The sequence below is a fragment of the Pseudomonas allokribbensis genome (assembly GCF_014863605.1).
In the GTDB taxonomy this organism is placed as follows: domain Bacteria; phylum Pseudomonadota; class Gammaproteobacteria; order Pseudomonadales; family Pseudomonadaceae; genus Aquipseudomonas; species Aquipseudomonas allokribbensis.
Genome location: NZ_CP062252.1, coordinates 2,478,625 through 2,496,572, shown reverse-complemented (window position 1 = coordinate 2,496,572; position 17,948 = coordinate 2,478,625). Strand labels below are relative to the sequence as shown.

Sequence of the window (17,948 nt, the reverse complement as noted above, 5' to 3'; positions counted from 1 at the left end):
AAAAGCCTGATTAGATAGCGGTTCCCGACGATTCGAACGCGGAGCCGCACTTGAGCACAACGCCCCCTGAGGACTTGCCCCGCCCCCAGCCTGTCAGCCTGCGCCAGGCCTGGCCCTTCTGGCTCAAGCTCGGCTGCATCGGTTTCGGCGGCCCCGCCGGGCAGATCGCGATCATGCATCAGGAACTGGTGGAGCGCCGGCGCTGGATCTCCGAGCGGCGCTTCCTGCACGCGCTCAACTACTGCATGTTGCTGCCCGGCCCGGAGGCCCAGCAACTGGCGACCTACATCGGCTGGCTGCTGCACCGCACGGGCGGCGGCGTGCTGGCCGGGGCGCTGTTTGTGCTGCCGTCGCTGCTGATTCTGATTGTCCTTTCCTGGATTTATATTGCGCTTGGCGATGTGCCGGTAGTGGCCGGGGTGTTTTACGGGATCAAACCGGCGGTGACCGCGATTGTGTTGCACGCGGCCCATCGCATCGGTTCGCGGGCCTTGAAGAATGGCTGGCTGTGGGCGATTGCCGGAGCAGCGTTCGTGGCGATTTTCGCCTTCAACGTACCGTTCCCGCTGATCGTGCTTGGTGCGGCATTGATCGGGTATTTCGGCGGACGCTGGGCGCCGCAGCGGTTCAACCACGGCGGTCATCGTGGCAGCGAAAAATCCTTCGGCCCGGCACTGATCGATGACGACACGCCAACGCCCGAACATGCACGGTTCAGCCTGCCGAGGCTGCTACGTCTGGCGCTGGTCGGCGCGTTGCTGTGGTGTCTGCCGATGGCGCTGCTGACCGCGCTGTTCGGCTGGAACGGCACCTTCACGCAGATGGGCTGGTTTTTCACCAAAGCGGCGCTGCTGACCTTCGGCGGCGCTTACGCCGTGCTGCCCTATGTGTATCAAGGCGCGGTCGGGCATTACGGCTGGCTGACGCCGACGCAGATGATCGACGGCCTGGCCCTGGGCGAGACCACGCCGGGGCCGCTGATCATGGTGGTGGCGTTTGTCGGGTTCGTCGGGGCTTACGTGCAACCGACGTTCGGCCCGGAACATGCGTTTGCCGCCGGCGCGCTGGCCGCGACGCTGGTGACCTGGTTCACCTTTCTGCCTTCGTTCCTGTTCATCTTCGCCGGCGGACCGCTGGTGGAGTCGACCCACAACGAACTGAAGTTCACCGCACCGCTGACTGCGATCACCGCCGCCGTGGTCGGGGTGATCCTCAATCTGGCGTGTTTCTTTGCTTACCACGTGTTCTGGCCCCAGGGGTTTGCCGGGCAACCTGACTTTTTTGCGCTATTGCTCGCACTGGCGGCAACCCTCGCACTGTTTGTTTTCAAGCGCGGGGTGATCGAGGTGTTGATCGTTTGCGCCCTCGTCGGGCTGGGGTTTCACCTGTTGCGCTGAACCGGGGGCTCGCCACGCCCTCCGGAATCAGGCGTTTACTTATCCGGGAGTTCCCCCTTACTATCCAGCCACACCGGCATGGCGGGACACTCCCGCCGCCGACGTTTTCCGCCAACGGAAACACGCGTCATGAGCACGTCACTACAACAATCAGAATCGTTGAACGTCTCTGCACTGTGCGCCCTCCTTCACAGGGGCCGCGCATGAATCGCATCGTCAATCTCCCCATGGCCCTGAGCCGCTCCAAGCTGCGTCACTCCGCACGCCCGCCGGATATCTGCTAGTCCTGTGGCGAGGGAGCTTGCTCCCGCCGGGACACGCAGTGTCCCCAAAACAGAAATGACTGCTGCGCAGTCCAGCGGGAGCAAGCTCCCTCGCCACAATCCGAATACTTTTTTCGATATCCCTGCCAGGACGCCCGCGCCTTTTGCCGAGCTGCGTCCGGCCCGAATCTGCGCGCCTGTGCGGCGCCATCGTGAGTGATTGATTATGAAATTCGCAGCCATTGAAGACGCCCGTCGCTTTCTCGATCAGAACCCCGACATCGACATGATCGAGCTGTTCATCCTCGATGCCAACGGCGTGCCCCGCGGCAAGTTGTTGCACCGCGAAGAACTGCTCGCCGTGTACGAAAGCGGGCGCCCGCTGCCGAGCACCATCCTCGGTCTGACCGTGCACGGCGAGGACGTGGAAAATTCCGGTCTGGTGTGGGACGTCGGCGACATCGACTGCCGCGCCTACCCGCTGGAAGGCAGTCTGGTACGCCTGCCGTGGCGGCAGATTCCGACCGCTGCGGTGCAGGTCAGCATGCACCCGGAACAGGGCATGCCGGCGAGCATTGCCGACCCGCGTCACTTGCTGATCAAGGTCATCGACCGCTTGAAAGCCGAGGGTTACCACCCGGTGATGGCCTGCGAACTGGAGTTCTATCTGCTCGACGCCAAACGCGATCACAACGGTCGTCCGCAACCGGCGCTGGATGCCGACGGCGGTCGACCGAGGCACACGCAGGTCTACGGTTTGCGCGAGCTGGAGCAGATCGAACCATTCCTCGCCGACCTCTACAGCGCCTGCAAACTGCACGGCATTCCGGCCCGCACGGCGATCTCGGAATACGCACCGGGCCAGGTGGAAATCACCCTTGAACACGGCGATGCGCTAGAGGCGATGGACCAGGCCGTGCGCTACAAACGGCTGGTCAAAGCCGTGGCGCACAAGCACGGGATGCAGGCGACGTTCATGGCCAAACCGTTCGATCACCTGGCCGGCACCGGCATGCACATGCACGTCAGCCTCGCCGATGCCGAGGGGCGCAATCTGTTTGCCTCCGAAGATCCGGCCGGCACGCCGCTGTTACGCACGGCGATTGGCGGGATGCTCGCCTCCTTGCTCGATTCGCTGCTGCTGTTCTGCCCCAACGCCAACTCCTACCGCCGCTTCCAGGCCAACAGCTACGCGCCACTGGCGCCGACCTGGGGCGTCGACAACCGCACCGTCAGCCTGCGCGTGCCTGGCGGCCCGGCCAACACCCGGCACATCGAACACCGCATCTGCGGCGCCGATGCCAACCCGTATCTGGCAGCGGCGGCGATCCTGGCGGGCATTCATCGCGGCATAAAAGAAGACATCGATCCGGGCGAACCGGTGCAAGGCAATGGCTATGCGCAGGCGAAAGAATTGCTGCCGACCGACTGGCTGACCTCGCTCACGGCGCTGGAACAATCGGTGTGGGCGCGTGATGCACTGGGACAGGCGTTTCTCGGGGTGTATCTGGCAGTGAAGCGTGCGGAATACCGGCAGTTCATGGCCGAAGTGGGTGAGCAGGACTGGCGCTGGTATCTGACCGAAGCCTGATCCTTTTTTCCTCTTTTTGCCTTGGATACCGACATGACTGAACGCAGCAATTCCTACTACACCGCCACCCTCAACCGCGACACCGACTACCCGTCCCTGCAAGGTCGGCACAAGGTCGATGTGGTGATCATCGGCGGCGGTTTCACCGGCGTCGCCACCGCCGTCGAACTGGCCGAAAAAGGCCTGAAAGTCGCCATCGTCGAAAGCCACAAGATCGGCTGGGGCGCCACCGGGCGCAACGGCGGCCAGGTCACCGGCAGCCTGTCCGGCGACGGCGCGATGCGCAAACAGATGCGCAATACGCTGGGCGATGAAGTCGACGACTTCATCTGGCACCTGCGCTGGCGCGGGCACGAAATCATCCAGCAACGGGTCGAGAAATACGGAATCGATTGCGACCTCAAGCACGGCCATTTGCACGCGGCGTACAAGCCGAGCCACATGGCCGGTCTGCGCAGCGACTACGACGAAGCCGTACGCCGAGGCATGGGCGATGAGGTCAGCCTGCTCGACCGCAGCCAGGTGCGCGACCTGCTGCAAAGCGACCTCTATCACGGCGCGATCAAGAACACTCGCAACATGCACCTGCACCCGCTCAACCTGTGCATCGGCGAGGCGCGGGCAGCGGAAAGCCTCGGCGCACTGATATTCGAAAACAGCGAAGTGCTGGAGATCATTCACGGCGACAGCCCGGGCGTTCGCACGGCCCACGGCCGGATCGACGCCAATCAGGTGCTGCTGGCCGGCGACGTCTACCACAGGCTCGAACCGGGCCAGCTCAAGGGCAAGATCTTCCCGGCCATGGGCGGCATCGTCACCACCGAACCGTTGGGGAACCTGGCCAAACAGATCAACCCCGAAGACCTCGCCGTGTACGACTGCCGTTTCGTCCTCGACTACTACCGCCTCACTGCCGACGGCCGCCTGCTGTTCGGCGGCGGCGCCAACTACAGCGGCAAGGACTCAAGGGACATCGCCGGCGAACTGCGGCCGTGCATCGAACAGACCTTCCCGGCGCTCAAGGGGGTGAAAATCGACTACCAGTGGAGCTGCGCGATGGGCATCGTCATCAACCGCATTCCGCAACTGGGCAAGCTTTCGGACAACGTCTGGTATTGCCAGGGCTACTCTGGCCACGGCATCGCCACGACCCACATCATGGGCGAAATCATGAGCCGGGCGATCACCGGGCAGATGCAGCAGTTCGACACGTTTGCCGCGTGCTCGCACATTCGGGTGCCGATGGGGGATCTGCTGGGGAATCCGATGCTGGCCGCCGGCATGTGGTACTACCAGATGCTGGAAAAACTGCGCTGATTGAACGGGCCCCATCGCGAGCGGTGGGGCCTTTTGTTTCGCTCCAAAACGTCAGTCCTGCAACTGCTCCACCTCAATCCCCAACCGCCGGTAATCCTCGGCACTGCCTGACGCCAGGTGCCGCTCGGTGATCAACGTATGCACCCGGCTGCAAGGTGCGACCACAAAAGGCTCCACCGCCCCCAGCTTGTCCGCCGTGGTCACGGCAATCACCTGCGCCGCACTGTCGAACAACGCCTGCTTCACCGGCACTTCATCGAAATACAGCGAGCTCAGCCCCACTTCCGGATGAATCGCACAAACCCCGGTAAACAGCACATCCGCCTTGATGCTTTGCAGCAGTCGCACCGTTTCGTGGCCACTGACCGACATCGTCGCCAGATTCAGCTGGCCGCCCGCCAGAATTACTTTGATGCCCTTGTATTCCGCCAGCGTGATTGCTGTCATCGGTGACGTAGTGACCGCCGTGATGGAAATATCCGAGGGCAGCGAACGGGCGATCTGCAACGTGGTGGTGCCGGAATCGAACAACACGATCTGACCATTCTTCACCCTGCCTGCCGCCAGTTGCGCGAGACTGGTTTTCACCTCGTCGGTTTCACTGATCCGCGTGAAGTAATCCTTGCCGGTATCCTTCGGTCGCGGCAGCGCCCCACCGTGCACTCGCTGCACCAGGCCGGCATTGTCCAGTTCCGCCAGATCGCGGCGGATGGTGTCTTCGGACACCGCAAAGTGCTGGCTCAACTCGGAAGCCATGACCTTGCCGTCACGTTCGAGAATCAGGAGGATTTTCTGCCGACGCAGGGAGGGGAGCTCGGCAACGGAATGATCGTGCATGGTTATGCCTGTTTGTGCTTGTAGTTGCAGGTTTAACGAGACTAACCAAAGCCTCGAGCAAACACAAACCGGCTGGTATCAATTGTTTCGATCATTGAAATCATGAAGCCGAATTTTTTCTTTGCATCGGGCCTGTTCACAATGGCACCACTTCAATAAGGCTCAGGATGAACACCCATGAATCTCAATTTTGCGTTTGCGTGCATGATCGTCGTCTCGTTTGCGATTGCCCTGGGGCATGCATGATTCACACGGACGCCACCAGATGTTCGCGAAACCATTTGTGAACCGGATCCCGATGCGAGCGCTCGGCCCAGAGCATCACCATCTCGTAACCCGGCACCGCCAGCGGCGGCTCGACCACCTGCAACGCTGAACGGTCGCGCACCAGCCGCGACGGCAACATCGCCACCAGATCGGTACTCGCCAGCACTGACATCAGCAACAGAAAGTGCGGCACCGACAGCACCGCCGATCAATCAGGCTCGGGGGCGAAAAACCTGATATCAAACTCCCCGCCCCGCTCGTTCAACAAAATGATCCGAGCGCAATTCCAGCATTTGAGAAGCATGTCGGACTCTGCAAACAGCTTGTCGACGAGTTGATTGGCGGACATTTGATTTCCATCCGGCAGATCAAGCGCATCCTCTGAAGCCACCAGAGATACACCCGCCCCGCAAAACCAGTTTTTGTGAACCAGCTCATCACATTTGCACCGAACCCATGACCCCATGACCTACCTCAAGACACAAATAAGTGAACGACGCACAAATCACACCTCTTCCCGCGCTCTACGCACCTGCACCAACAACGCCGGCGCAAAGTGCAGCACCACCATCCGCACCAGATGGTGAGTCAGGATAAACACCACATTCAACCCGCCACCAAATGCCACGATGGCGATGGTCTCGATCGCTCCCGGCATGTACGCCAGCCACAGCGACAACGCATCACTCCCCAGCAACCGCGCCGCCATTTCGGCAAACCCGGCCGCAACCAGGATCATCAAACCCACCGAGACCAACGCCGTGCGGCCATGACGGGCCAGCTCCTTAAAACCGAGGCCCTGGAACCGTGAGCCGATCCGCGCCCCGAGAATCAACGCCGCCAGATTCAAACTCCAGTCCGGCATGTGAAAGCCGTGCAGCCATCCCGATTTCACGAACACAGCGGTGATGATGATTGCCGTCAACATGAACGGCGCCGGCACACCCATCGCCAGCAGCAATCGCCCGACCACCACGCTGAGGAAGATCACCGACAGCACGGTCAACGCCATGCCTGTCGACAGCGGATCGGCTTCGGCAACGGCGACCGATACCGGCCCGGGAATCAGGAAACTCACCAGCACCGTGATCAGCAACAACCGCATCAGGTGCACGATGATGACTTTGCTCGATGCCTTCTCCGACTCCAGCAAATCAAACACCGCCGCCAGCGCCCCCGGATACACCGCCAGCAATGCATCCGTGCGGTTCCACCCTGCCCCTCGCGCCAGCCACCAGGCGGACAGCGCGACCTGCACCGTCAGGCACAGCAGCAACACGCCGAGGCTTGGCAACATCGTCGAAACGGTCGCACTGTCCCACGCTTCGAACATCAGTCCGGTGGCGATGCCCAGCGTGACCTGGATGTAACCCAGCCCATAAGGCGTCGCAGGCACGAAGCCGAACCGGGTGACGACAAGTGCGGTGACGAGGATCGAGCCCAACAGCAAACCGTGAGGCACGCCCTCGAACTGCAACAGCGCACCGAATCCGGCAGCGATCAACAAACACAGAATGGATTTCATGGTCGCCTTCCTGGCTATTCAAATTGAGTCAGGCGCGCAACCGTCCGATCGCCCGCCGATATTTCTCGATCCGCTCCAGATCCTCCCAACTCGGCGAGGCAATCCGCGACAGGTCGCTGTTCTCTTCCAGATCCGCCAGTTTCACCACCCGCCCGATCGGGTTCTGCGCCGCGCGCTCGACGAAATCCTCGTAGGATTCGCCCGGCACCTTGGTCACCGATTCGATGGCTGACAAGACTTCTTCGCTGAAGCCTTCCTTGCGCAAATCATCCAGGCTGATGCCGCAGTCCTCGACCACATCGTGCAGCACCGCGACGATGCGCTCTTCCAGGCTGCTCATGCGCAACATGACTTTCAGTGGATGCAAAATGTACGGCGCACCGCCCTTGTCCACCTGCCCCGCGTGGGCCGTGGCGGCAATGGCGATGGCGCGTTCCAGAGTCTGAGTCATGGGCGTTTCCTCGGGTTAGACGCCGTACCGGCCGCCGACGTGAATGTTGCGTTTGAGCCAGCGGCCAATCGCCTGCAAACGGCCGGTTGGCTGCGCCGGCTCGGCGTATTGCTGGAGGATCAGCGAAACCAGATCAGCCTGATCAGCCGCCGGATGAGCGTCCATCAACTCGGCCACCCAGGCGCAATTGGCCTTCTTCAAATGCTCCCGCCACTCGCCCGGCCACGCCTCCAGCTCATCCAGCGCCAACCACCGCGCACCACCCTGATTGGCATGCCCGCCGCCGATCGACTGCTCGAAGCAGAACGGCGTTGTCGGGCGGGACAGGTCGATGCTGAAGATATAGATGTCTTGGGTTTTGTGCTGCGGCGTGGGGGCGTTGTTGCGGCTGCCGATCTGAATCATGCGCGGTTCCGTCCGTGGGAGAGGCGTGACAACTTGTTTCGCAGTCTACGACGTGGTGCCGATGGGGGAAACCTCTGGCGATGAGATGCGGGGAGACAAGTGAAATGGTTCAAACCACCCTCTTTTGTGTAACATTTCCAAAACAGCGTATTTACAAGGATGTTCACAATGTCAGGAAAACCCGCTGCGCGAGTTACTGATCCAACCTCCTGCCCGCTACCTGGGCATGGAGTAAATCCAATCGCCGCCGGCTCACCCGACGTTTTTTTTGATGGGTTACCTGCAGCCCGCCAGAACGATAAGAGCGCTTGTGGCAGCCCCATCGTGGGAGACGTCGCTTCCACCGTGCTCATCAACGGCTTGCCTGCCGCAACCGTGGGAAGTGTCGGAGGCCACGGCAATAAAGTAATCGCCGGCTCATCAACTGTAATTATCGGAAATTCGCATACGCCCGCAGAATTCGCCCCTCCATCAGCCATGCCTCTCTGGGCCATGAAATTTGACGAAAAATTTTGCATCGTCGGGAGTGACGGCCAACCCCTCGCCAATGTGCCTTACCACATCAGAGACGAAGCAGGCAGGGTTTATACAGGCTTCTCTGATGAGTCTGGGCACACACCTCGCATCGCAACTAGCAAGCAAGAAGCTCTTGAAGTTACAACCGGTGTAGCCGCGCTTGAAAAATGGGAGGACGTATGACGGAGTTTTCTTGCAAAGTGCCAACAAACAAGCAGGCAAACTCCGTTAGCAACGTACCCGGCTACTTGATGCCGGCCAACATTCATTTATTTGTTGTTGTAGATGAAATCGGCAAGGACGGATTTCTAGTCCGGAAAATTTACTCTTCGCCCGACAACCCTCACCTGATCGCAAAAAATCTTTCCGAACTTCAGATCAAAAACGAAGTCTGGCCGGAAAAATACGGAATGCGTTCTGTTGCACCGGATTCTGGCGCCACAGTTGCCCAACATGTTTACAGTAGTCGAAAGTACCCCTCAGGCTATATTTCCACGAGTTCTGAATTCCCGAATGGATCACCAAGATTCGAAGGAAAAACTGTCTACATTGATATTGAAAAAGCTAAAGCCGCAGGCGCAAAGCTAGTATCAACTGAAGAAATTCTAAAAGCCCTCGAAGACTACAAAAAACACGCACCAAAAAACGTAGCAAAAATCGATGAAATTGCTGGCTGGGTAAAGAACATCGATAAAGAAGTATTAGTTCAAGCAGATAAAATCCCAGCGAAGGCGATTTTCACGCCTACCTCCCACAAAGTCACAAACGCCTTTATAAAAGGCGCAAGAGTTGTGCGGGTGTTCGGGATTGCATTCACTGCATACGATCTGAAGATCGCGACTGAAGAATCAATTAAACAAAACAGCATCAAGCCTATATCCGTTGAGGTTGTCAAACAGGCTGGTGGCTGGGGTGCGGCGATAGCTGGCGCCAGGATTGGCGTGGTGGTCGGAGCAGCAGTGGGAATCGAAACAGGCCCTGGCGCAGTTGTCAGCGGTGCAATCGGGGGCATTATATTTGGCACTGCCGGTTATTTAGGTGCTACTTGGCTAACTGAATATATGCAAGAGTGAGAGCAGCATGAGCTTTATCAAAAAAATAATGGCACTGGTAAAGCCAAAACCTAGTCAAGAGCAAATTGCCGGGTACAGCAAACAGGAGCTTAAAAGCTTATTTTCTCGGCCTTTAGCTCATACCAACTTACCCACACAGCCTCCCACTACTTCCTTGGAAAGCGCTGATATCTGCGCATTTTTTTCGCAGTTCCTTATCGAACCAAAAGATTTAGTTGAATTTGAATCGCTCGTTGAATCTCACTTCAGAAAAAACACTGAAAGAACCTTCAATGATCTTCCAGTATTTGAATACGAAAGCGCACTGAGCGGAGACCGACTGATAGTCTTCGCATCGACTAGAGAGTTCAACTCCGTCACGATTCGCTTGATAACGAACAGCCTTGACTTTTTAACAATGCTTAACCGTAAAAAATTTGCGGTTCCTCCGCCATGGTTTGCTTTTGAAGGCTACGCGCCTTCTGGGTGGGGAGGGAGCATGCAAGGCGCTCAAGAATATTACGACAACCACTATTTTTTCAGTTTTTTTACTCAACTTAGTGAAACTGAAAAACAGTCCTACTATTCCAAATTTCACGCAACTAGTGAGTGGATTGAAAGACTTGAACTAATGTACGGCGATGGGTGAAGCGAACATTCTTGCCCACAAAAAAGGGACACCGTTGAGTGTCCCTTTTTGCGTTAGGAATCAGGTCGATGGATCAACGTTTCATGGCTTCGCACTGGTTGCGCAGGTCCGAATCATGGATGCTCGAACAAGTGCTGCCCTTTTTCGCCTCGCAAAATGCACGCTGATCGCTGTCATGGATGCTGGAGCAAGTACTGCCTTTCTCAGCCTCACACGTTGCGCGCAAATCCGAATCATGAATGCTCGAACAAGTGCTGCCCTTTTTCGCCTCGCAGTAAGCACGCTGGTCGCTGTCGTGAATGCTCGAACAAGTACTGCCTTTCTCGGCCTCACATGTTGCGCGCAAATCTGAATCATGAATGCTCGAACACGTGCTGCCGTTTTTTGCCTCGCAGTAAGCGCGCTGGTCGCTGTCGTGGATGCTGGAACAACCGGCAAATGCGTAACCGCTGAACATCAACAACATCGCAAGAATCAGTTTCATCTCACACTTCCTTGGGTTTGCCGGGAAACAGCCAGGCACTGGTTGATCCGTTCGAAATGAGCGTCGCGACACGCTATCAAATTGACATCGCTTTTTAGGAAAGTTCCGGGGCGGGGATGGGGCTGGATTTTGGGATCTGAAAACATCGTAGGAAATGACCGCGCGTGGTGAGGGAGCTTGGTCTCGATGGGATGCGAAGCAGGCCGAAACTCGACGAGTCATTTTCCCTGGCACTCAGTAACCCTTGATTTACGCCGGCTGCGCGGCGGAACGGGAGTCAACTCTCTGGCTAGACGTGGCTATTTTGCGTCCTACAGGCTGATTGCGACGGTGGGGATCGGTGCCTAGAGTGGGTCTGTCGCTGAACGATTTTGGCGATAGGGTTTCGCAGCCCTCAGAAGTGACGCACACCCAGCCACCGAGCACCCAGTGCTGCTCATCGACGCCGACATCCCGCTGCGAGATTTACACGCCTGCTTTAGTGAACGCCTGAATGCCGTCCTCAAATGTCTCGATCTCATGGCCTGCATTCACTTACCTGACCATGCTGAACATGACATTAACACCGTCACCACCATCGCCAGAATCATGGTGCAAGACGCGAGTGATATGTTTCGAGTTATAGAGCGACGAGGGCTTGAAGTTCCTGGCTAGACACTTGAAGGTGACAGATTCACATAAATAAATCTGTCACCCTTTCTGTCATTTTCTTTTGCTTACGAAATAGATTTAATATTCAGGAGCAAACACAACGATGACCTTCAACTTATCCGAAGCCGCCCGGAATTCCTTTTTCAAGGCAGTCGGATTTCTTATGTGACCATTTGGATCATACACAAAGAAGACAATCGTTTTGCAAGCCGGATGCGAATGGTACCTTGCGACATCACGAATCAACTCATCGCCAAGCGTTCGATCACTCATACCCGCCCGTGCCATTTTGACTTCTACTACCAACTCCTCTTCTGGTATTAAAAAGTCAACCCTAGACCCACCTCCCAAGACACTCGGAACTACATCCTCTGATTTAACATTTGAAAAATACATTCTCAACAACGCAAAAACCAAATACTGAACATCATACTCATCCTCCACCAAAAGTGCCGGACGATTACGTTGACGTACACTCAAGTCTTTCGCAAAGCGATGAAATTTCCGAAGAAGCAACTCTATGCGCTCTTCAACACTCAAGTTATTGGAGGCGTTTTCATCTGTTTCAAAAGCAAAGAAGTTTCTTAACACATCCTCTTCAAACTCAATCTGCGCCGCAGGCGGTTTCCAAAGGAGAAAATACCAGCCAAACAACAAAATACAGGCTTCAACGATCAAAAACAGAACCAAGTGACCAAAATTCAAACTCAGCCTATAAACACTCTCATACTTATATTTATGCCCTCCTCCAACTCTCTCTTCCGACGCAGGAACAAGATTAAGATCAAACTTTACAACCACTCCTTTAAAACCCTGAACCCCATGAAGATCATACTTTACAAAATTATCTTCACTTAAAAACCCTTCATTATAAGAAGCGAGTTTTTCAAACTGCCCATTCGTGATCGATTGATATTCCTTCGAAGTCACAACACCCACAACTGCAGAGTTTGTGACATCGACCTCCTCAAATACTGGATAAATCCAAAGCGAATATGCCATCAGCGTCAGAAAGAAAGAAAAACACAACGAACCTTTCGAAAAGCGATTGAGCCGCCTTGTATTAAGTATCACAGCTGGAATTGATCTATCTTTACTCACGATCCCTAACAAACTAGCAATTTTCCCTAGCAAGACTCACCCCAATTACAAATTCAATCAAAAACCCATTAACAAGTTTTTCGTCGCTTTCATTTCAATCAATCGCCACGTCCACTTTCTCAAGACCTTCCACGTGGAGGCCGCAGCAACGAGGGCAAGAACTCACGCGCTGTTATCGCGAGCCTTAGCGATTATCTTCGTTCTCGCCCCAAATGATGGCACATGGACATCGCCAAATTTATCACATGAACCGAAATGAGGTACTAAAAATCAGGTACAAAAAAACCGCACTTCTGCGGTTTTTTTATAGGTCAATCGAAAGCGTTGCGAAAAATCAAACTCAAAAATTCGCCGGCGTATTCGCACTAATAATCTCTGCCTCATCCGCCCCGATATTCCGGAACTTGTGCGGCAGCGTCGTCGGAAAATAGTACCCATCCCCCGCACTCAACACGCTCACCTGCCCGTCCACCGTCAACTCGACCGTGCCACGGGTCACCAACCCACACTCTTCACCTTCCGCGTGAACAATCGGCTCTTCCCCCGAACTCGCGCCCGGCGCGTATTGCTCGCGCAGCAAGCGCATCTGGCGGCTGGGGACCGAGGCGCCGATCAGCAGCAGGCGCAGGCCGTGGCGGCCGAGGTCGGGTTGTTCGTTGGCGCGGAAGACGTATTGGTGTTCGCGGGGGGGCTGGTCGAAGGTGAAGAAGTCGGCCAGGGACATCGGGATGCCTTCGAGCAGCTTTTTCAGTGAGCTGACGGAAGGACTGACACGATTCTGTTCGATCAGGGAGATGGTTGCATTGGTCACGCCGCTACGCCGGGCCAGCTCGCGCTGGGAGAGTTTGTAGCTTTCGCGTACTAGTTTGAGTCGAGAACCCGTATCCATGACAGCCTTATGTGAGAACGACTTAAGGGTAATGGGGGTGGGTGGCGGGTGCCGCGCAGGTCGCGCGGATCACGTTGCTCCCGTGTCCCGGAACCGTGAAAGGCGGCTATTAAATCACGTTTGTCGGTGTTGCTCAGCAGGTTCGATGGACGGCACATGAAAAAGCCGGCAGCGCCCTTTTGGGGGGCGCCGCCGGCGAGGTAAATCAGATGCCGAAACGGTCGCGCAGCGAGTAATACACGGCGCCGAGGGCGGTCAGCGGGGCCGAGAAAGTGCGGCCGCCGATCATCGGCATGTGTGGCAGCGAGGCGAAGGCGTCGAAGCGTTCGGCGTCGCCGCGGATCATTTCCGAGATCAGCTTGCCGGCCAGGTGCGAGCAGGTGACGCCGTGACCGCTGTAGCCCTGCATGTAGTACGCGTTTTTCTCAATGCGGCCGAATTGCGGCATGCGTGACATGGTCAGCAGGAAGTTGCCGGTCCAGCGGTAGTCGATTTTCACGTCCTTGAGCTGCGGGAAGGTTTTGAGGATCTTCGGGCGGATCAGGGTTTCGATGTCGTCCGGTTCACGGGCGCCGTAGACCACGCCGCCGCCGTAGAGCAGACGGTTGTCGGCGGTGAGGCGGTAGTAGTCGAGCAGGTAGTTGCAGTCTTCGACGCAGTAGTTGTTGGTGATCAGGCTGCGGGCCTGTTTCTCGGTCAACGGTTCAGTGACGCAGATCTGCGAACCGCACGGCATGCTCTTGGCGGTCACGCGGTTGTCGAGGCCTTGCGGCAGGTAGGCGTTACCGGCGATCAGCAGGTACTTGGCGCAGACCTGGCCTTTGGCGGTGCGAATGACGTTGGGCTCGCCGTACTTGATTTCCACCGCAGCGGATTGCTCGTAGATCTTGCCGCCCAGACGCACGATGGCCGCAGCTTCACCGAGGGCCAGGTTCAGCGGGTGGATGTGACCGCCCTGCATGTCCAGCAGACCACCGACGTAGGAGTCGGAACCGACTTCGCGGCGAATGTCCGCAGCGTCGAGCATCTTCAGATTGCGGTTGCCGTAGCGTTCCCAGTTGCGCTTCTGCTCGGCCAGGCCGTTGAGTTGTTTCTTGTTCATCGCTGCGAAGATACCGCCCGGGCGGTAGTCGCATTTGATGTCGTATTCCTTGATGCGCGAACGGATGATGTCGGCGCCTTCGAAGATCATGCTGCCGAGGATTTCGGCGGTCTTGTCGCCGTAGCGCTCTTCGATCACGTCGACGTCGCGGCTGTAGGAGTTGACCAGTTGGCCGCCGTTGCGACCGCTGGCGCCGTAGCCGACTTTCGCCGCTTCCAGCACCGTCACCTTGTAGCCGGCTTCGGTCAGGAACAGCGCCGAGGACAGGCCGGTGTAACCGGCGCCGATGACGCAGACATCACACTCCACCGACTCTTCGAGGACCGGAAAATCGATCACTTCGTTGCGGGTGGCGGCGTAGTAACTGTTGACGTGTTGTTGTTTCATTTTTTTATTCTCCGAGGGTCGCCGGTTGCAGGCGACCACCGCTGTAAAAGAGTCAGAGCTTGATCCAGGTCGCTTTCAGCTCGGTGTACTTGTCGAACGCGTGCAGCGATTTGTCGCGACCGTTGCCCGACTGTTTGAAGCCACCGAACGGCGCGGTCATGTCGCCGCCGTCGTATTGGTTGACCCAGACGCTGCCGGCGCGCAGGCCACGGGCGAAGGTGTGGGCCTTGCTCAGGTTGCTGGTCCAGACCCCGGCGGCGAGACCGAAGATGCTGTCGTTGGCGATGTGCAGCGCTTCTTCAACGGTGTCGAAGGTGATCAGCGACAGCACCGGGCCAAAGATTTCTTCGCGGGCGATGGTCATGGCGTTGGTCACGCCGTCGAAAATCGTCGGCTCGACGTAGCTGCCGCCGGTCTCTTCGAGGGTGCGGTGGCCGCCGGCGATCAGTTCGGCGCCCTGCTCCCGACCGATGCTGATGTAGCGCAGCACGTTGTCCAGTTGACGCTGATCGACCACAGCGCCGACGGTGGTCGCCGGATCGAGGGCGTGACCCGGTTTCCACGCTTGCAGCGCTTCCACCAGCAGCGGGATGAATTGCTCGCGGATCGAACGCTCCACCAGCAGGCGCGAGCCGGCGGTGCAGACTTCGCCCTGGTTGAACGCAATGGCGCCGGCCGCTGCTTGTGCTGCCGCGCGCAAGTCCGGTGCGTCGGCAAACACCACGTTCGGGCTCTTGCCCCCTGCTTCGAGCCAGACGCGTTTCATGTTGCTTTGGCCGGCATAAATCATCAGTTGCTTGGCAATCGCGGTGGAGCCTGTGAAGGCCAGCACATCGACGTCCATGTGCAGCGCCAGCGCCTTGCCGACGGTGTGGCCGAAGCCTGGCAGGACGTTGAACACGCCTTTCGGGATGCCAGCATCCAGCGCCAACTGAGCGATGCGGATCGCGGTCAGCGGCGACTTTTCCGAAGGCTTGAGGATGAACGAGTTACCTGCCGCCAATGCCGGGGCGAATTTCCAGCTGGCCATGATCAGCGGGAAGTTCCACGGCACGATGGCTGCAACCACGCCCGATGGCTCGCGAGTCACCAGACCGAGTTGGTCGTGCGGAGTGGCGGCGACTTCATCGTAGATCTTGTCGATCGCTTCGGCGCTCCAGCGGATCGCGTTGGCGGTCGCCGGGATGTCGATGCTCATCGAGTCGCTGATCGGTTTGCCCATGTCGAGGGTTTCGAGCAGCGCCAGTTCTTCCTGGTGTTGCAGGATCAGATCGGCGAAGCGGATCAGGATGCGCTTGCGCTCGGCCGGGGGCTTGTTGGCCCACACGCCGGAGTTGAAGGATTGGCGCGCGGCTTCGACGGCCAGGTTGGCGTCGGCTTCATCGGTGCTGGCGACGGAGGCCAGGAAACGGCCGTCGACGGGGCTCAGGCATTCGAAGGTGTCGCCGCTGATGGCCGGGCGGTATTCGCCATTGATGAAGGCGCGGGATTCAAGGGTCAGGGACTGGAAGCGTTGTTCCCAGTCGTTGCGGGTCATGGTCATGGGGGTGACTCACACAGAGAAAGAGGTGACCGCCGTTCCCACGGAATCGGCGGTGCTTGCGGGGTGAGCGCTCGAGCGTCAGACGGTATGCAGATACCAGTTGTACTCAAGGTCAGAGATCGAGTTTTCGAACTCGGCCAGCTCGCTTTCCTTGCACGCGACGAACACGTCGATGTACGTCGGGTCGATGTAGCGGGCCATGACTTCGCTGTCGTCCAGCTCACGCAGGGCGTCGCGCAGGTTGTTCGGCAGGCTCTGTTCGTTCTGCTCGTAGCTGTTGCCTTCGACCGGGGCGCCCGGTTCGATCTGGTTGGTCAGGCCGTGGTGAATACCGGCCAGCACGGAAGCCATCAGCAGGTACGGGTTGGCGTCGGCACCGGCGACACGATGCTCGATGCGCACGGCGTCTGCCGAACCGGTTGGCACGCGTACTGCCACGGTACGGTTGTCGATGCCCCAGCTCGGCGAGTTCGGCACGTAGAACTGTGCGCCGAAACGGCGGTACGAGTTGACGTTCGGGCACAGGAAGGCCATTTGCGCAGGCAGGGTCTCCAGCACACCGCCGATCGCGTGGCGCAGCGCGGCGTTCTGCTCGGGATCCTCGCTGGCGAAGATGTTGTTGCCTTCCTTGTCCAGAATCGAAATGTGCACGTGCAGACCGTTGCCCGCCTGGCCCGGATACGGCTTGGCCATGAAGGTGGTGTCCATCTCGTGATCGTAGGCGATGTTCTTCACCAGACGCTTGAGCAGGACGGCGTAGTCGCACGCCTTGATCGGGTCGGATACGTGGTGCAGGTTGACTTCGAACTGCGCCGGGGCGCTCTCCTTGACGATGGCGTCGGCAGGAATGCCCTGCTCTTTCGCGCCTTCGAGGATGTCTTGCAGGCAGTCGACGTACTCGTCCAGGTCATCGATCAGGTAAACCTGGGTCGACACCGGACGCTTGCCCGAAACCGGCGAACGCGGCGATTGCGGACGGCCGTTCACGTTGTCCTGGTCGATCAGGTAGAACTCGAGTTCGAACGCGGCGCAGATGGTGAGGCCCATTTCGTCGAACTTGCGCACCACGTTGGCCAACACTTCACGCGGGTCGGCGAAGAACGGCTCGCCTTCCAGTTCGTGCATGGTCATCAGCAGTTGTGCGGTCGGGCGCTTCTGCCAAGGCTCGATGCTCAGGGTGCCCGGGATCGGATAGCAGATGCGGTCAGAGTCGCCGATGTCCAGACCCAAGCCAGTGCTTTCCACCGTGGAGCCATTGATGTCGAGGGCGAAAAGCGAAGCCGGCAAGTTGATGCCTTTCTCGTAAACCTTATGAAGACTGGTGCGCTCGATGCGCTTGCCGCGCACCACACCGTTCATGTCTGCAATCAGAAGGTCGACGTACAAAACCTCAGGATGTTTCTTAAGGAATGCGTTTGCTTCGTTGAGTTGAACGGCACGCAGAGGGACCGACATGATGCACCTATTTAGCTGTTAATTATTATGTTCACTGCTGTTTCGCCGAGCCAGTCAACCCGAACG

General features: G+C 57.9%; 17 protein-coding genes and 2 pseudogenes. 7 read left to right on the top strand and 12 right to left on the bottom strand.

Annotated elements, in window-relative coordinates:
* Nucleotides 1-50: 50 nt before the first annotated feature.
* The 3 genes from chrA (at nt 51) to IF199_RS11515 (ending at nt 4,568) form a co-directional block, all read left to right on the top strand.
* Nucleotides 51-1,397: a chromate efflux transporter gene (chrA, locus tag IF199_RS11525; protein ID WP_192560435.1), complete on the top strand. Its 1,347-nt coding sequence runs from the start codon at nt 51-53 to the stop codon at nt 1,395-1,397.
* Nucleotides 1,398-1,886: 489 nt separating this feature from the next.
* Nucleotides 1,887-3,251 carry a glutamine synthetase family protein gene (locus IF199_RS11520; protein WP_192560434.1) on the top strand — a complete coding sequence of 455 codons (1,365 nt, stop codon included), beginning with the start codon at nt 1,887-1,889 and terminating at the stop codon, nt 3,249-3,251.
* A gap of 33 nt (nt 3,252-3,284) precedes the next feature.
* Nucleotides 3,285-4,568, top strand: coding sequence for an NAD(P)/FAD-dependent oxidoreductase (locus IF199_RS11515; protein ID WP_192560433.1), 1,284 nt, complete (start codon nt 3,285-3,287; stop codon nt 4,566-4,568).
* A 51-nt stretch (nt 4,569-4,619) separates the two neighbouring features.
* On the opposite strand, the gene IF199_RS11510 is transcribed toward IF199_RS11515, so the two are convergent.
* From IF199_RS11510 to IF199_RS11485, 6 genes and pseudogenes are all read right to left on the bottom strand, one after another.
* The gene (locus IF199_RS11510) at nt 4,620-5,405 is read right to left on the bottom strand and encodes a DeoR/GlpR family DNA-binding transcription regulator (protein WP_192560432.1); all 786 of its coding nucleotides are present in this window, start codon (nt 5,403-5,405) and stop codon (nt 4,620-4,622) included.
* A gap of 247 nt (nt 5,406-5,652) precedes the next feature.
* Nucleotides 5,653-5,874, bottom strand: a pseudogene (locus IF199_RS11505) (LysR substrate-binding domain-containing protein); the annotation flags it as partial.
* A gap of 6 nt (nt 5,875-5,880) precedes the next feature.
* On the bottom strand, nt 5,881-6,021 hold the full coding sequence (locus IF199_RS11500) for a hypothetical protein (protein WP_192560431.1): 141 nt from the start codon (nt 6,019-6,021) through the stop codon (nt 5,881-5,883).
* A gap of 156 nt (nt 6,022-6,177) precedes the next feature.
* Nucleotides 6,178-7,197, bottom strand: coding sequence for an AbrB family transcriptional regulator (locus IF199_RS11495; RefSeq protein ID WP_192560430.1), 1,020 nt, complete (start codon nt 7,195-7,197; stop codon nt 6,178-6,180).
* 28 nt (nt 7,198-7,225) lie between these two features.
* Complete coding sequence (locus IF199_RS11490; RefSeq protein ID WP_085708646.1) at nt 7,226-7,648, bottom strand: HD domain-containing protein; 423 nt, start codon at nt 7,646-7,648, stop codon at nt 7,226-7,228.
* Nucleotides 7,649-7,663: 15 nt separating this feature from the next.
* Nucleotides 7,664-8,053 carry a hypothetical protein gene (locus IF199_RS11485; RefSeq protein ID WP_192560429.1) on the bottom strand — a complete coding sequence of 130 codons (390 nt, stop codon included), beginning with the start codon at nt 8,051-8,053 and terminating at the stop codon, nt 7,664-7,666.
* Between the two features lie 168 nt (nt 8,054-8,221).
* Between IF199_RS11485 and IF199_RS11480 the strand changes: the two genes are divergently transcribed.
* Genes IF199_RS11480 through IF199_RS11470 form a run of 3 tightly spaced genes read left to right on the top strand, consistent with a single transcriptional unit; the run spans nt 8,222 to nt 10,270 of the window.
* On the top strand, nt 8,222-8,752 hold the full coding sequence (locus tag IF199_RS11480; RefSeq protein WP_192560428.1) for a PAAR domain-containing protein: 531 nt from the start codon (nt 8,222-8,224) through the stop codon (nt 8,750-8,752).
* Entirely contained in the window at nt 8,749-9,642 is an 894-nt protein-coding gene (locus IF199_RS11475) for a glycine zipper family protein (protein WP_192560427.1), read from the top strand. Before IF199_RS11480 ends, IF199_RS11475 begins: the two co-directional genes overlap by 4 nt.
* A 7-nt stretch (nt 9,643-9,649) precedes the next feature.
* Nucleotides 9,650-10,270 (top strand): hypothetical protein, encoded by a 621-nt coding sequence (locus IF199_RS11470; RefSeq protein WP_192560426.1) that lies wholly within the window; start codon nt 9,650-9,652, stop codon nt 10,268-10,270.
* Nucleotides 10,271-10,343: 73 nt separating this feature from the next.
* Here IF199_RS11470 and IF199_RS11465 read toward each other — a convergent pair whose 3' ends face one another.
* Nucleotides 10,344-10,754, bottom strand: a complete 411-nt coding sequence (locus IF199_RS11465; protein WP_192560425.1) for a hypothetical protein — start codon at nt 10,752-10,754, stop codon at nt 10,344-10,346.
* Nucleotides 10,755-11,159: 405 nt separating this feature from the next.
* On the opposite strand from IF199_RS11465, the pseudogene IF199_RS11460 reads away from it, so the two are divergent.
* Nucleotides 11,160-11,408 (top strand): annotated as a pseudogene (locus IF199_RS11460) (fructose-bisphosphate aldolase); the annotation flags it as partial.
* A gap of 75 nt (nt 11,409-11,483) precedes the next feature.
* Here the strand turns inward: IF199_RS11460 and IF199_RS11455 are convergent.
* The 5 genes from IF199_RS11455 to IF199_RS11435 all read right to left on the bottom strand — a co-directional run bounded on the left by IF199_RS11455 (nt 11,484) and on the right by IF199_RS11435 (nt 17,882).
* Nucleotides 11,484-12,506, bottom strand: coding sequence for a PD-(D/E)XK nuclease domain-containing protein (locus IF199_RS11455; RefSeq protein ID WP_208491905.1), 1,023 nt, complete (start codon nt 12,504-12,506; stop codon nt 11,484-11,486).
* Nucleotides 12,507-12,846: 340 nt separating this feature from the next.
* The gene (locus IF199_RS11450) at nt 12,847-13,395 is read right to left on the bottom strand and encodes a cupin domain-containing protein (protein WP_011333561.1); all 549 of its coding nucleotides are present in this window, start codon (nt 13,393-13,395) and stop codon (nt 12,847-12,849) included.
* A 205-nt stretch (nt 13,396-13,600) separates the two neighbouring features.
* A complete protein-coding gene (locus IF199_RS11445) occupies nt 13,601-14,884 on the bottom strand; it encodes an NAD(P)/FAD-dependent oxidoreductase (protein ID WP_192560424.1) in 1,284 nt (427 codons plus the stop codon).
* A 52-nt stretch (nt 14,885-14,936) separates the two neighbouring features.
* Complete coding sequence (locus IF199_RS11440; protein ID WP_192560423.1) at nt 14,937-16,427, bottom strand: aldehyde dehydrogenase; 1,491 nt, start codon at nt 16,425-16,427, stop codon at nt 14,937-14,939.
* 78 nt (nt 16,428-16,505) lie between these two features.
* A complete protein-coding gene (locus IF199_RS11435) occupies nt 16,506-17,882 on the bottom strand; it encodes a glutamine synthetase family protein (protein WP_096822855.1) in 1,377 nt (458 codons plus the stop codon).
* Nucleotides 17,883-17,948 lie beyond the last annotated feature (66 nt).